Source organism: Streptomyces sp. NRRL S-31, assembly GCF_000718775.1.
Lineage (GTDB): Bacteria > Actinomycetota > Actinomycetes > Streptomycetales > Streptomycetaceae > Streptomyces.
Genome location: NZ_JOCB01000018.1, coordinates 77,984 through 91,136, shown reverse-complemented (window position 1 = coordinate 91,136; position 13,153 = coordinate 77,984). Strand labels below are relative to the sequence as shown.

The following is a 13,153-nucleotide window of genomic DNA, read 5'->3' as shown; positions in this document are numbered from 1 at the left end:
CGACCGTCACCGTGGAGCGCGCCGGCCCCCGGTGACCCCGGCCGCGCGGCCCGGCCCGCCCCCCGTCGGCGAGCCGGGCGAGCCGCGGCGCGGCCGGGGTCAGACTGCGGGGTCCGCCGACCGGACCGGCTCCTGCTCGAAGCGGGCGTGGAACCGGCGGTTGTGGTCCAGTCGCCGTTCGGCGCCGGTCAGGGTCACCGTCGCCGTCAGCCGGACGTCGGCGCTGGACGCCGCCAGGCGCAGCCGGAGTTCGCCCGGTTCGACCACCCGGTGTCCGGCGCGGCCGGTGAAGGACGCCAGGTCGGCCGGCACGGTGATGCGCAGCCGGCGGGCCTCGCCGGGGGCGAGCGGGACCCGGGCGTAGCCGATCAGCCGCTGCACCGGCTGGACGACGGAGGCGACCGGGTCGTGCAGGTAGAGCTGGACGACCTCGGTGCCGGCCCGGTCCCCCGTGTTGCGCACGGTGAAGGCGAGGGAGAACTCGCCGCCGGTGTCGGCTTCCGGCCGGTCGACCGTCAGGTCGCCCCAGTCGAAGGAGGTGTAGGACAGGCCGTGCCCGAAGGCGTAGGCCGGCGTGGGGTCGATGCTGGAGACGTCGCCGGCCTGGGCGAGCCGGGCGCCGAGGTAGGTGGCGGGCTGGCCGCCGGTGCCGCGGGGCACGCTGACGGGCAGCCGCCCGGAGGGGTTGGTCCGGCCGCTGAGCACGCCGGCCAGGGCGGTGGTGCCCTCCTCCCCGGGGAAGAAGGACTGCACGATGGCGGCGGCCTCGTCGGCGGCGCGGCCGAGGGCGTAGGGCCGGCCGGCCAGCAGGACCGGCACCACCGGCGTACCGGTGTCGAGCAAGGCGTCGAGCAGTGCCTGCTGGGCGCCGGGCAGGGCCAGGGACTCGGCGTCGCAGCCCTCGCCGCTGGTCCCGCGGCCGAAGAGGCCCGCGCGGTCGCCGAGGGCCGCCACGACGACGTCGGCCCCGCGCGCGGCGCCGACGGCGTCGGGGATGCCGGAGACGTCCCCGTCGTCCACGCCGGTGCCCCGGACCACGGTGACCTCCGCGTCGGGGAACTCCCGCCGGAGGGCGTCCTCCAGGGTGGGCAGGTCGATGCCGGGCGGGGTCCGCGGGTGGTGCACGCCGACGTGCTGGGGGAAGGAGTAGCAGCCCAGCACGGCGGTGGGGGCGGTCGCGTTGGGGCCGACCAGGGCGATGCGGCGGGGCCGGACCAGCGGCAGGGTGCCGTCGTTGGACAGCAGGACGACGGCCTCCTCCGCCACGGTGCGGGCCAGTTCCCGGTTCCCGGCGGTGTCCAGGTCGACGGTGCCGCGCAGGGCGTCGGGGTCGTCGAGGTCCGCTCCGGCCAGCGCGGCCGGGACCGGGTTCCAGCCGGCGTCGAGCAGGCCGAGCCGGGTCTTCTGGGTGAGCACCCGGCGCAGGGCGCGGTCGATCAGCGCCTCCGGCACCCGGCCCGCGGCGACGGCTTCGGCGAGGGGTGCGCCGAACGTCTTGACGGTGGGCAGTTCGACGTCGACGCCCGCGCGCAGGGCGGTGCCGGCGGCCTCCGCCCAGTCGCCGGCGACACCGTGCAGGGTCCTGAGGAAGGCGATGCCGAAGTAGTCGGCGACGACCGTGCCGGCGAATGCCCAGGTGTCGCGCAGCAGCCCGGTGAGGAGGTCCTCGTCGGCCGCCGAGGGCACTCCGTCGGTGTCGGTGTAGGCGTGCATCACGGAGTCGGCTCCGCCCTCGTGCACGGCCATCTCGAACGGGGGCAGCACGACGTCCGCCCGTTCGCGCGGGCCCATGCCGACCGGTGCGAGGTTGCGGCCGGCGCGGGAGGCGGAGTAGCCGGCGAAGTGCTTCAGGGTGGCGACCACTCCGGCGGACTCCAGCCCCCGCACATAGGCGGTGCCGATGCTCCCGACGAGGTAGGGGTCCTCCCCGATGGTCTCCTCGACGCGGCCCCAGCGAGCGTCCCGTACCACGTCCAGCACGGGCGCGAGCCCCTGGTGGACGCCGACGGAGCGCAGGTCGCGGCCGATGGCGGCGGCCATCCGGTGGATCAGGCCGGGGTCGAAGGTGGCGCCCCAGGACAGCGGGACGGGGTAGGCGGTGGCGCCCCAGGTGGCGAACCCGGCCAGGCACTCCTCGTGGGCCAGGGCGGGGATGCCGAAGCGGTTCGCGGCGGCGATCCGGGTCTGGGTGCGCAGCAGGGAGAGCGCGCCGAGCGCGGGGTCGACGGGTGCCGTGCCGAAGGGGCGGGTCAGCTGGCCCAGGCCGGCCGGCAGCAGGGCGTCGAGGTCGACGGCCTCCTCCATGTCGTGCTGGTGCGGGGCGACTTCGCCGCCTTCGTCGGACGCGCCGACCCACACGCCGTACAGCTGGGCGGTCTTCTCCTCCAGGGTCATCGCGTCGATCAGCGCGGAGACGCGGGTGCCGACGTCCTGGGTCGGGTCGTTCCAGAGGGGGACTTCGGGGGTGGTCTCTACGGCCACGTTGGCGGTCACTTTCCTCCCATGCCCATCAGCCCCTGGACCAGGGCCCGGCGGGCGAACAGGTAGACGAGCAGGACGGGCAGCATGGACAGCGTCACGGCTCCCAGCAGGCCGGGGATGTCGACGCCGTGTTCGGTCTGGAAGTTGTACAGGCCCAGGGTGATGACCTTGGTCGAGTCGGACTGGGTCAGCACGAGCGGGAACAGGAAGCCGTTCCAGGCCTGGAGCGCGGAGAACACCACGATCGTGGACAGGCCGCCGCGGGACAGCGGGACGACGAGCTGGAAGAACATCCGCCGCGGGCTCGCCCCGTCCACCGTCATCGCCTCGAACAGCTCCGGGGAGATGTCGCGCATGGTCCCGCTGAGGATGAGCGCCGACATCGGCAGGCAGAACGCGGCGGTCGGCAGGATGACACCGAGCAGGTTGTCGTACAGCCCGGCCTCGCTGATCAGGTAGAACATCGGCACGATGACGGCCTGGGCGGGGATGGCGAGGCCCAGCAGGAACAGCCGGAAGATCTGCGAGGTGAGGCGGCCGCGGCTGCGCACGATCGCGTAGGCCAGGGGTGGTACGAGCAGGAGCACCACGCCGACGACGCAGACGGTGACGACGATGGTGTTGAGGAAGTACCGGCCGAAGCCGGAGTCGAACGCCCCGGTGTAGTTGTCGAGGGTGAAGTCGCCGGGGAAGGACACCGGGCCCTTCGCGGCGTAGTCCTGCCGGGAGCGCAGGGTCGCGGCGAGCATCACGTACAGCGGCAGGCCGACCAGGACGAGCCAGCAGAGCGAGCCGGCTCCGGCCAGGTAGTGGGGGCGGCGCCTCATGACACCCCCTCCATGTCGCTGCGCATCCTGTCGTAGCCGGAGACGCGGACGACGACCAGCGAGACGACGGTGGCGGCGACGACCAGGCAGAGGGCGACGGCCGAGCCCGCTCCGAAGTCGAAGCCCTTGAACGCCTTCTGGTACATGTAGTAGGCGCTGATGGTGGTGTCGGTGCCCGGTCCGCCCTGGGTGAGGATGAGCACGGTCTCGAAGGTGGTGAGCCCGCCGACGATCATCAGGATCATCGAGGTGATGACCGAGTTGCGCAGCTGCGGCAGGGTGATGTGGAAGAACTGCCGGTAGCGTCCGGCGCCGTCGATCGCCGCCGCCTGGTACAGCACCGGCGGGACCGCCCGGGCGGCGCCCTGGTAGATGAGGGTGTGGAACGGGGTGAACTGCCAGGTGCTGACGAAGGCGAGGACCCCGATCGCCGATGCCTGCTCACCGAACAGGTTGCCGTCGCCGAACAGCCAGGTCATCCGCGCGGGGATGCCGAAGTTCGGGTCGAGCAGCGCCCGCCAGAGCACCGACACCGCGGTGGAGGACAGCAGCAGCGGGATGAAGTAGATCGCCGAGAGGACGGCGCGGTTGCGCTGGTGTCCGGCGGCCCAGACGCCGAGCACGATGCTCAGCGGGGTCTGGAGCACCACGCCCAGACCGGTGAGCAGCAGGGTGAGCCAGATGCTCTTGATCATTACCGGGTCGTCGAGGATGCGCTGCCAGTTGTCCGTCCCGACGAACCGGGGGGACCCCAGGCCGTTCCAGCTCATGAAGGAGAGCACCGCCACCATGACGAGCGGGACGAGGGCGAAGACGGCGAAGAAGAGGGTGGCGGGCAGCGCCCAGAGGGCGCCTGGGCGCGTGCCGTGTGCGGCGTAGGAGTCCTCCGGCCGCCGCCGGGCCTTCCCGGTGGCCGCGGCGGTCGGCGCGGCGCTCGTGATCTGTGTGGTCATGAGCGGCTCATTCGGCCGGGAGGGCCTGCATGGCCTTGACGAAGCCGTCGGTGTCGAGCTGTCCGTTGAAGAACTGCTGGACGGCCTGGTGGATCGGCGTCATGGCGGACGGCGGGTAGGCCTGGTCCCAGGAGAGCTGGAAGGACTTGGCCTTGGCGACGAGGTCGTACTGGAAGCGGGAGTACGCCGGGCTGGCCGACGTGTCCAGGAACCGCGGGGTGTTGGTGGTGGTGGGCAGGTTGCCGATGGCCAGCTGGGCCTTGACGAACTCGTCGGAGTACATCAGCTTCAGGAACTCGGCGACCGCTTCGGGGTGCTTGGTCTTCTTCAGCACCGAGTAGAAGTTGTTGGTGTTGCCGACGACGTCCGACGCGTCGCCCTTGCCGCCGGGCACGGCCGGGAACGTGCTGTAGCCGAGGCCCTTGACGGCGAAGTCCTTCGCGTCCTGCTGCTGTTGCGCGTAGTACCAGGACCCCATGAGCTCGAAGCCGGCCTTGCCCTGGGCGACGAGCGCGGGCGAGGCGCCGTTGGTGTACTTCACCGAGTCGTAGTTCTTGCCGAAGGCGCCGGTGTCGACCAGTTCCTTGAGCAGACCGAGCGCCTTCCTGCTGTCCGCGCTCCCCCAGGCGTCCTTGTCGCCGTCCAGTGCCCGCTGGAACAGCTCCGGGCCGGCGACGCGGTCGTAGACGTATTCGAACCACATCAGTGTCGGCCACTGGTCGCCGCCGCCGAGGGCGATGGGGGTGACGCCCGCGGACTTGAGCTTCCTGACGGCGTCGAGCAGTTGGTCCCAGGTCCGGGGCGGCTGCGCACCGGCCTTGTCGAGCACGTCCTTGTTGCTGAACAGCAGCACCGGCTGGGTGCCGCGCATGGGGATGCCGTAGGGCTTGCCGTCGACGACGGCGCTGTTGTAGACGCTGGGCAGGAACTTGTCGTCGAGGCCCGGGTCCTTCTTGACGAAGTCGTCCAGTGGCATCAGCAGTCCGGCCTTGACGAACGGCTGGATGCTGCCGCCGCCCCAGTTGAAGAAGACGTCCGGGGCCTGTGGCGTGTTGATGATGGTCTGGAGCTTCTGCTGGTAGTCGGCACCGGGGATGGTGTCGAGGACGGCCTTGACGTCCGAGGTCTTGTTGAAGGTGTCGACGATTCTCTTCTCGACCTTGTTGCTGGCGTCGCCGTAGACCAGCACGTGGATCTTGCCGTCGTTCGAGGAACCCGCGCCGTTTCCGTTCCCGCAGGCGGTGAGGGTCGCCGCGAGGGCGAGTGTCGCGCCGCAGGCCAGCACCCTGGGCATCCGTGTACGCATGGCTGTCCCTTCGAAAATTTCGGTAACTACTCCGAAAGTCCTGCGGCTGGACAGTAGGAGCCGTGGGAAGAAATGGTCAACGGTCGTGCAGCTACGCAGCCAAACCGTTACCCGGGCACGTGGCCTATGCTGCGGACATGCGCGAAGAAGCCCAGGTCGGTCGCAGAGTCACCTTGGCAGCCGTGGCCAGAGAGGCCGGCGTCTCGCTTCCGACAGTTTCGAAAGTGCTCAACGGCCGTTCGGATGTCTCACCGGCGACCCGAGCCAAGGTCGAGCGCCTGCTGGAGGTCCACGGCTACCGTCGCCGGACCGCCGGACCGCCGCAGGCCCCGCTCATCGAGATCGTCTTCCACGAACTGGAGAGCGTCTGGGCGATGGAGCTGATCCGCGGCGTGGAGAACGTCGCCAAGCAGCACGGCGCGACCGTCGCGCTCACCGAGAGCGGGACGCGGCAGGCCCCCGGCCCCGAGTGGATCGCGGGCGTGCTGCGCCGTCGCCCGCTCGGCGTGCTGCTGGTCTTCTCCACGCTGCCGGAGGACGTGAAACGGCGGCTGCGCTCCCGGGCCATCCCGTTCGCCATCGTGGACCCGGCGGGCGATCCCGACCCCGACGTCCCGTCCGTGGGTTCCGCCAACTGGGCCGGAGGAGTGGCCGCGACACGCCACCTCACCGACCAGGGGCACGAGCGCGTCGCCATCATCACCGGCCCCGAGGAGCTGATGTGCTCGCTGGCCCGCCTGGACGGCTACCGCTCGGCGATGGCGATGGCCGGCCACGAACCGGACCCGCGGCTGGTGCGGTTCGGCGACTTCCACGTCCAGGGCGGCTTCGAGCACGCCCTGGACCTGCTGCGCCGCCCGGACCGGCCGACGGCGATCTTCGCCGGGAGCGACCTCCAGGCGCTGGGCGTCCTGGAGGCGGCACGGGTCCTGGGCCTCAGCGTGCCCGGGCAGCTGTCGGTGGTGGGATACGACGACGTACCGCCGGCCCGCTGGTCGAGCCCGCCGCTGACCACGGTGCGGCAGCCGCTCCAGCGCATGGCCGAGGAGGCGGCCCGGATGCTGCTGCGTCCCGTTGCCGCCGGGGAGAGCGCGCTGCGCATCGAACTGGCCACGCACCTGGTGGTACGCCGGAGCACCGCACCGCCCGCGGCCAACTGAGCGCCCCACCGGCCGGACCCACGGGGGCGGCCCCCGTTCCGCGCCGTCCGCTGGCCGTACCGGGTCAGGCGTTCGCCCGGGCCGACGGCCGGAAACAGGCGAGGACGGTCTTCCCATGCGGACAGGGCCGGGCCTCCCAGCGGTCGGCCAGCGCGTCCATCAGCAGCATGCCGCGTCCGCCGGGCTGCAAGGCGCCGGGGTTCCGGGGCTCGGGCAGCACCGGGGACGTGTCGTGCACCGCGATGTGCAGGCAGTCGTTGTCCCAGGACATCACCAGCTGCGCGGTGCTGTGCGCGTGCACGTGCGCGTTGGTGACCAGTTCGGACACCACCAGCAGCACGTCGTCCGCCGTGTCGGGGGCGGCACGGGTCCAGCCCAGCTCGTCCAGATGGGCCCGGGCCCAGTCACGTGCGGTCTTGACCTGACTGTTGAGCGGCAGTGAGCGTGCCCAGCCCACCGCGCGAAGCGAACGTCCGTCCACGATCTTCCCTGTCTGTGCCGACTTGACCGTCTCCGCCATCCGGCTACCCGCGCACGGCTCGGCTACGGCTGCGACATACCCTCCGGGCACCTCGCGAAGGTGCCGAAAGTTTCGCACGTCAAGGCGACTGCTGCATCGAGCCAATGAAGCGCCACCGCCTTTCCGGCCGTCAAGAATTCGCCGTTACCGACAAGCAGTCCAGGTAATGCGAAAGTTTCGACTTACCACCCACTTCTACGTCTACAAGTTTCGAATAAGTTTCGGAAACAGACACATTGACCGTCGTTTCGACCCGGCCGCATACTCTCCAGCAATCGACCCCTCCCCGACGGGGCCCGCGCCGTGGTGACCGATTGGCGCGTTCATGACATACGCACAGGTCACGCGTGCCCGCGCGTCCCCCGTCGGCCTTCCCCCCAGGAGGAAACATGGACATGGGCAACGCCTCCCCCCGCCCGATGAGCCGCAGGGGCTTCATCAACCGCGCCGGTGCCCTCGCGCTGGCCACCTCCGCGTCCGGGCTGCTGCTGCCCGGCACCGCGCATGCCGCCACGACCATCACCACCAACCAGACCGGCACCGACAACGGCTTCTATTACTCGTTCTGGACCGACGCGCAGGGCACGGTCTCCATGACCCTGAACTCCGGCGGGAACTACAGCACTTCGTGGCGCAACACCGGCAACTTCGTGGCGGGCAAGGGCTGGAGCAACGGCGGGCGCCGGACGGTCACCTACTCGGGCAGCTTCAACCCCTCCGGCAACGCCTATCTGGCCCTGTACGGGTGGACCTCGAACCCGCTCGTGGAGTACTACATCGTCGACAACTGGGGCAACTACCGCCCCACCGGCACCTACAAGGGCACCGTCAGCAGCGACGGCGGCACCTACGACATCTATCAGACGACGCGGTACAACGCCCCGTCCGTGGAGGGCACCAGGACCTTCAACCAGTACTGGAGCGTCCGGCAGTCCAGGCGGACCGGCGGCACCATCACCACCGGCAACCACTTCGACGCCTGGTCGCGCGCCGGCATGCCCCTGGGCAGCTTCAGCTACTACATGATCCTCGCCACCGAGGGCTACCAGAGCAGCGGCAGCTCCAACGTCACCGTGAGCGGCTGACCCGCCGTTCCCCTCCGCCCATCCCCCCACCGCGGACACACCCGCCCCGAGGAGGACCCACCCGCATGCGCGCCGCACCCCGCTCCCTGCTGACCGGACTGGCCGTCGCCGCGACAGTCGTGGCCGGCACCGTCACCGCCGGCGTCGAGGCCGCCCCGGCGCACGCCGCCGCCTGTACCGGCTACGTCGGGCTCACCTTCGACGACGGCCCGTCCAACGACCACACCCCGGCCCTGCTGGGCGCCCTGCGCCAGAACGGCCTGCGGGCCACGATGTTCAACGAGGGCCAGTTCGCCGCCGCCTACCCGGCCCAGGTCCGGGCCCAGGTGGACGCCGGGATGTGGGTGGGCAACCACAGCTACACCCACCCGCACCTGACCCAGCTCGGCCAGGCGCAGATCGACTCCGAGGTCTCCCGCACCCAGCAGGCGATCGCCGCGGCCGGCGGCGGTACGCCGCAGCTGTTCCGTCCGCCCTACGGGGAGACCAACGCCACCGTCCAGGCGGTGGAGGCGAAGTACGGCCTGCGGCAGATCATCTGGGACGTCGACTCGCAGGACTGGAACGGCGCGAGCACCGACGCGATCGTGCAGGCGGTGTCCCGGCTCACGAGCGGCCAGATCATCCTGATGCACGAATGGCCGGCCAACACCCTCGCAGCCGTGCCGCGCATCGCCCAGACCCTGGCGGGCAAGGGCCTGTGCGCCGGCCGGATCTCCCCGCAGACGGGCCGCGCGGTGGCACCCTGACACACACAGCGGGTCAGGCACGCACGACGGGTCAGGGGTTGCCCCGGATTTCTCCGGAGCCGCCCCTGACCCTCGGCTGTTTCCGGCACCTGAGCCGTCAGCCGGCATCCCGGAGCGTTCGAGGGGCCGCGTAGCGGTAAGCCGGGACACGTCCTTGTCCTGACACTTCCAGACAAGAAGCGATGCGCTCGAAGACAACAGGCGGCGCGATCTTCCCCCTAGCGTGACGGCGTCCCGTTCCGCGCATATCGCGCATGCCCGGAAATCGGTCGCCATGGGGCCAAGCCCCATCGCCGCCTTCCCCGGCGCTACCGCACCAGGAGTTCTCCATGTCCACCACTCGTGTCCGCGTCAGCCGCAAGGCGGCCGTCGCCGCCGCCGTCGCACTTGCCACCGGGGTCGCGATCAGCGTCAACGCCACCGCCTCCGCCACGCCGTCCTCGTCCGCCCCGCACCAGGGCGTGGTCCTGGAGAAGGACGCCCAGGCTTTCGCCGACGCGGCCGCGAAGAACCCGCCGATCTACACCCTGTCCTACGCCGACGCCCGCAAGGCCCTGGACAGCGCCCAGTCCGGGCCCGTCGACAAGCTGCCCGCCGACATCACCCACCGCACCCTCAAGGTCGGCCCCACCGGCAAGGTGACCATCCGCATAGTCCGGCCGAAGGGTGTGAGCGGCAAGCTGCCCGCCGTGATGTACTTCCACGGGGGCGGCTGGGTCCTGGGCAACGAGAACACCCACGACCGGCTGGTCCGGCAGATCGCCAACGGTGCCCGCGCGGCTGTCATCTTCGTCGACTACACGCCCTCGCCCGAGGCCCGCTTCCCCGTGGGCATCGAGCAGGCGTACGCCGCCACCAAGTGGGTCGCCAAGCACGGCGGCGAGATCAACGTCGACGGCTCGAAGGTCGCCGTCGCCGGTGACAGCGTCGGCGGCAACATGGCGGCCGCCGTCACGCTCATGGCCAAGCAGCGCGGCGGCCCGAAGCTGAGCGGGCAGATGCTCTTCTACCCGGTCACCGACGCCAACTTCAACACCGCCTCCTACCGGGAGTTCGCCGACGGCCCCTGGCTGACCCGCAAGGCCATGAAGTGGTTCTGGGACGCCTACGCCCCGAACACCAAGGACCGCAAGCAGATCCTGGCCTCCCCGCTGCGCGCCAGCCTCAACCAGCTCAAGGACCTGCCCAAGGCCCTGGTCATCACCGACGAGGCGGACGTGCTGCGCGACGAGGGCGAGGCCTACGCGGCCAAGCTCCGCGCCGCGGGCAACGACGTCACCGCCGTCCGCTACGAGGGCACCATCCACGACTTCGCCATGCTCAACGCCCTCGCCGACACCAACGCCGCGAAGGCGGCCGTCGACCAGGCCAACCGCTTCCTTTACGCCGACCTCCACAACGGTTCCTGACGCCTGCCGGGCGGCCCGGCCGACCGGGCCGCCCCAGGCCGCACCCCGCCTTCGACGCGGCCGTGCCGCGGACTCCCCGCGACACACCGCCCGCGCCGCCCGCCCGCGTCCCGCCGGCACCGGTCAAGGAGCACGGGTCCCCGACCGGTCCCCGGAAATGATCAGGGCCGGTTTCGGATTGCTCCGAAACCGGCCCTGATCTGCGACTCTCTCAAGTCGGGACGACAGGATTTGAACCTGCGACCCCTTGACCCCCAGTCAAGTGCGCTACCAAGCTGCGCCACGTCCCGTCGCGCTCACTCGCGGTGGCCCGCGTGATCGCGCGAAGAGAACTTTACCCCACGTCGGGGGGTGTGCCGTAGAAGGTCCCGGCGGGGTGCGGGGCGGACGGGGAAGAATCGGCGGTATGACGAACGCGGGCGCATCGGATGCCAGGGACCGGGACGTGGCCGGACGGGCCCGGAACGCGCGGCCCCGGGACGGGCTCGGACGCCCCCTTCCGTACGGCGCGGAGGGCGTGCCCCGGCAGCCCGAGGGGATCGTACGGGCGCCCGAGGAGACGGTCGGCGAGGCCGGGGCGCTGCTGGCCGCCGGGCGGCCGTTCCACGCGCACGAGGTGTTCGAGGACGCCTGGAAGTCGGGTCCGCCTCAGGAGCGTGCGCTGTGGCGGGGGCTGGCCCAGCTGGCGGTCGGGCTCACCCACGCGGCTCGCGGGAACGCGGTCGGCGGGGCCCGGCTGCTGCGGCGGGGCGCCCGCGCGGTCGAGGAGTGGGCGACCGGACGGGGTGAGGACCGGCCCTACGGGCTGGACCTGCCCGGCCTGACGCGCTGGGCGCGGGAACTGGCGGGACGGGTGGAGCGGGACCCGGCGCCGGTGGACGCGCGGGCCGAGGCGCCCCGGCTGGGCCCCTGACGCCGTACGCCGGGCGCGGGACGGACCGCGGGCGGTCGGCGGGGCCGCCGGCGGCGGACGGAGGCGTGTGACCGGCGGGTCGTCACCGAGGGTGCGGAGGCGGTGGACGCGCTGTCGGTGGCGTGCGGCAGACTCGGGGTGTGCGAAAGATTCATGTCATCGGTATCGGCGCGGGCGACCCCGACCAGCTGACCCTTCAGGCGGTCAAGGCGCTGCGGAGCACGGACGTGTTCTTCCTGCTGGACAAGGGTGAGGTGAAGGGCGATCTCACCCGGCTCCGCCGGGACATCCTCGACGCGCATCTGCCCGGGGGGTCGTACCGGGTGGTGGAGGCCCGTGACCCCGAGCGGGACCGTGCGGCGGGCGGGGCGGCCTACTCCCCGGCCGTCGGGGGCTGGCGCAGCGCCCGCGCCGGGATCTACGAGCGGCTGATCGCCGGGGAGCTGGACGAGGACGGCACCGGTGCCTTCCTGGTCTGGGGGGACCCGGCGCTGTACGACAGCACGCTGGGCATCCTCCAGGAGGTGCTGGAGCGGGGCGCGGTGGAGTTCGCGTACGACGTGGTGCCCGGCATCAGCAGCGTCTCCGCCCTGGTCGCCCGGCACCGCACGGGGCTGAACCGGGTCGCCCGGCCGGTGCAGATCACCACGGGACGGCGGCTGGCCGAGGGCTTCCCGGAGGGGGTGGACGACGTGGTCGTGATGCTGGACGCGCACCAGGCCTTCCGGCGGTACGCCGAGGAGGACATGGACATCTACTGGGGTGCCTACATCGGCACGCCGGACGAGATCCTCGCCGCCGGGCCGATCGCCGAGGCCGGTCCGCGCATCGAGCGGCTGCGGGCGGAGGCGCGCGAGCGCAAGGGCTGGATCATGGACACGTATCTGCTGCGCCGCCACCCGGCGCGTGACCGGCCGGCTCAGGACTGAGCGGTCGGGGCCGGGGCCGGGGCTAGCGCAGCAGCAGCTGCACCCCGCCCGCGATCGTCGCCGCGATCACGAGTTGTTCGAAGAGCCGCTGGTTGATGCGGTGCACGGCCCACTTGCCGAGCAGCGCGCCGGGCACGACGAACACCACGAGCGCGGCGTCGAGGAGCAGGGAGCGCCGGTCGATCAGTCCCAGGGCCGCGCTGAACGGCACCTTGGAGACGTTCACGATGAGGAAGAAGAAGGCGGAGGTGCCCAGGAAGCCGAGTTTACGGAAGCCCGCGGAGAGCAGGTAGAGCGACATGACCGGCCCGCCGGCGTTGGCCACCATCGTGGTGAACCCGCCGAGCACGCCGTACGAGCGGGCCTTCAGCCGGCCCGCCCGGTCGGTCACGGCCTCCGGTGCCCCGGGGGTCCCGGCGGTCCGCCGGCGCCACACCGTCACCCCGGCCATCAGCAGCAGGATCGCCCCGATCGAGGTCCGCACCATCGAGTCGTCGGCCCACGCCAGGAACAGGGTGCCGGCCAGCACGCCCGCCGCCACGGCCGGGAAGAGCCGCCAGAGGGTGGGCCAGTGGGCGTGCCGCCGGTAGGTGAGGACGGCGAGCACGTCGCCGGCGATCAGGACGGGCAGCAGCACGCCGGTGGAGGCGCGGGCGGGCAGCACGGCCGCGAACAGCGCGAGGCTGACCGTGTTGGCCCCGCTGACCGCGGTCTTGGACAAGCCGACCATCAGGGCCGCGAAGGCGAGCGCGGCGAACTCCCAGCCGGACAGGTGCCAGAGTGTCATCGTGTTCATGCGGAGACCGATGCTATGTCCGGAC

12 protein-coding genes and 1 tRNA gene are annotated in these 13,153 nt (G+C 71.6%); 6 read left to right on the top strand and 7 right to left on the bottom strand.

Going from position 1 to position 13,153, the window contains the following annotated elements:
• Window positions 1–99: 99 nt before the first annotated feature.
• From IF37_RS0110340 to IF37_RS0110325, 4 genes are read right to left on the bottom strand one after another with little or no spacing between them, the layout of a single operon-like run.
• Window positions 100–2,493, bottom strand: coding sequence for a glycoside hydrolase family 3 N-terminal domain-containing protein (locus IF37_RS0110340; RefSeq protein ID WP_030739606.1), 2,394 nt, complete (start codon window positions 2,491–2,493; stop codon window positions 100–102).
• A complete protein-coding gene (locus IF37_RS0110335; protein WP_030739604.1) occupies window positions 2,490–3,308 on the bottom strand; it encodes a carbohydrate ABC transporter permease in 819 nt (272 codons plus the stop codon). The genes IF37_RS0110340 and IF37_RS0110335 overlap by 4 nt, the downstream gene beginning before the upstream one ends.
• Window positions 3,305–4,261, bottom strand: coding sequence for a carbohydrate ABC transporter permease (locus IF37_RS0110330; protein WP_030739602.1), 957 nt, complete (start codon window positions 4,259–4,261; stop codon window positions 3,305–3,307). The genes IF37_RS0110335 and IF37_RS0110330 overlap by 4 nt, the downstream gene beginning before the upstream one ends.
• A 7-nt stretch (window positions 4,262–4,268) precedes the next feature.
• Complete coding sequence (locus IF37_RS0110325) at window positions 4,269–5,555, bottom strand: ABC transporter substrate-binding protein (protein WP_030739600.1); 1,287 nt, start codon at window positions 5,553–5,555, stop codon at window positions 4,269–4,271.
• A gap of 149 nt (window positions 5,556–5,704) precedes the next feature.
• Here IF37_RS0110325 and IF37_RS0110320 point away from each other — a divergent pair, with 149 nt between their 5' ends.
• Window positions 5,705–6,727: a LacI family DNA-binding transcriptional regulator gene (locus IF37_RS0110320; protein ID WP_030739596.1), complete on the top strand. Its 1,023-nt coding sequence runs from the start codon at window positions 5,705–5,707 to the stop codon at window positions 6,725–6,727.
• A gap of 64 nt (window positions 6,728–6,791) precedes the next feature.
• On the opposite strand, the gene IF37_RS0110315 is transcribed toward IF37_RS0110320, so the two are convergent.
• Window positions 6,792–7,247, bottom strand: a complete 456-nt coding sequence (locus tag IF37_RS0110315) for an ATP-binding protein (RefSeq protein WP_253915719.1) — start codon at window positions 7,245–7,247, stop codon at window positions 6,792–6,794.
• A 389-nt stretch (window positions 7,248–7,636) separates the two neighbouring features.
• Between IF37_RS0110315 and IF37_RS0110310 the strand changes: the two genes are divergently transcribed.
• The 3 genes from IF37_RS0110310 to IF37_RS0110300 all read left to right on the top strand — a co-directional run bounded on the left by IF37_RS0110310 (window position 7,637) and on the right by IF37_RS0110300 (window position 10,490).
• Window positions 7,637–8,332: a glycoside hydrolase family 11 protein gene (locus tag IF37_RS0110310; RefSeq protein ID WP_030739592.1), complete on the top strand. Its 696-nt coding sequence runs from the start codon at window positions 7,637–7,639 to the stop codon at window positions 8,330–8,332.
• A gap of 65 nt (window positions 8,333–8,397) precedes the next feature.
• Window positions 8,398–9,081 (top strand): polysaccharide deacetylase family protein, encoded by a 684-nt coding sequence (locus tag IF37_RS0110305; protein ID WP_030739590.1) that lies wholly within the window; start codon window positions 8,398–8,400, stop codon window positions 9,079–9,081.
• A gap of 329 nt (window positions 9,082–9,410) precedes the next feature.
• Window positions 9,411–10,490 carry an alpha/beta hydrolase gene (locus tag IF37_RS0110300; protein ID WP_030739588.1) on the top strand — a complete coding sequence of 360 codons (1,080 nt, stop codon included), beginning with the start codon at window positions 9,411–9,413 and terminating at the stop codon, window positions 10,488–10,490.
• A 216-nt stretch (window positions 10,491–10,706) separates the two neighbouring features.
• On the opposite strand, the gene IF37_RS0110295 is transcribed toward IF37_RS0110300, so the two are convergent.
• Window positions 10,707–10,780, bottom strand: a tRNA-Pro gene (locus IF37_RS0110295).
• Between the two features lie 116 nt (window positions 10,781–10,896).
• On the opposite strand from IF37_RS0110295, the gene IF37_RS0110290 reads away from it, so the two are divergent.
• The gene (locus IF37_RS0110290; protein ID WP_030739586.1) at window positions 10,897–11,403 is read left to right on the top strand and encodes a DUF309 domain-containing protein; all 507 of its coding nucleotides are present in this window, start codon (window positions 10,897–10,899) and stop codon (window positions 11,401–11,403) included.
• A 140-nt stretch (window positions 11,404–11,543) separates the two neighbouring features.
• Window positions 11,544–12,332 (top strand): precorrin-6A synthase (deacetylating), encoded by a 789-nt coding sequence (gene cobF / locus IF37_RS0110285; RefSeq protein WP_030739583.1) that lies wholly within the window; start codon window positions 11,544–11,546, stop codon window positions 12,330–12,332.
• Window positions 12,333–12,354: 22 nt separating this feature from the next.
• On the opposite strand, the gene IF37_RS0110280 is transcribed toward cobF, so the two are convergent.
• A complete protein-coding gene (locus IF37_RS0110280) occupies window positions 12,355–13,128 on the bottom strand; it encodes a sulfite exporter TauE/SafE family protein (RefSeq protein WP_030739581.1) in 774 nt (257 codons plus the stop codon).
• Window positions 13,129–13,153 lie beyond the last annotated feature (25 nt).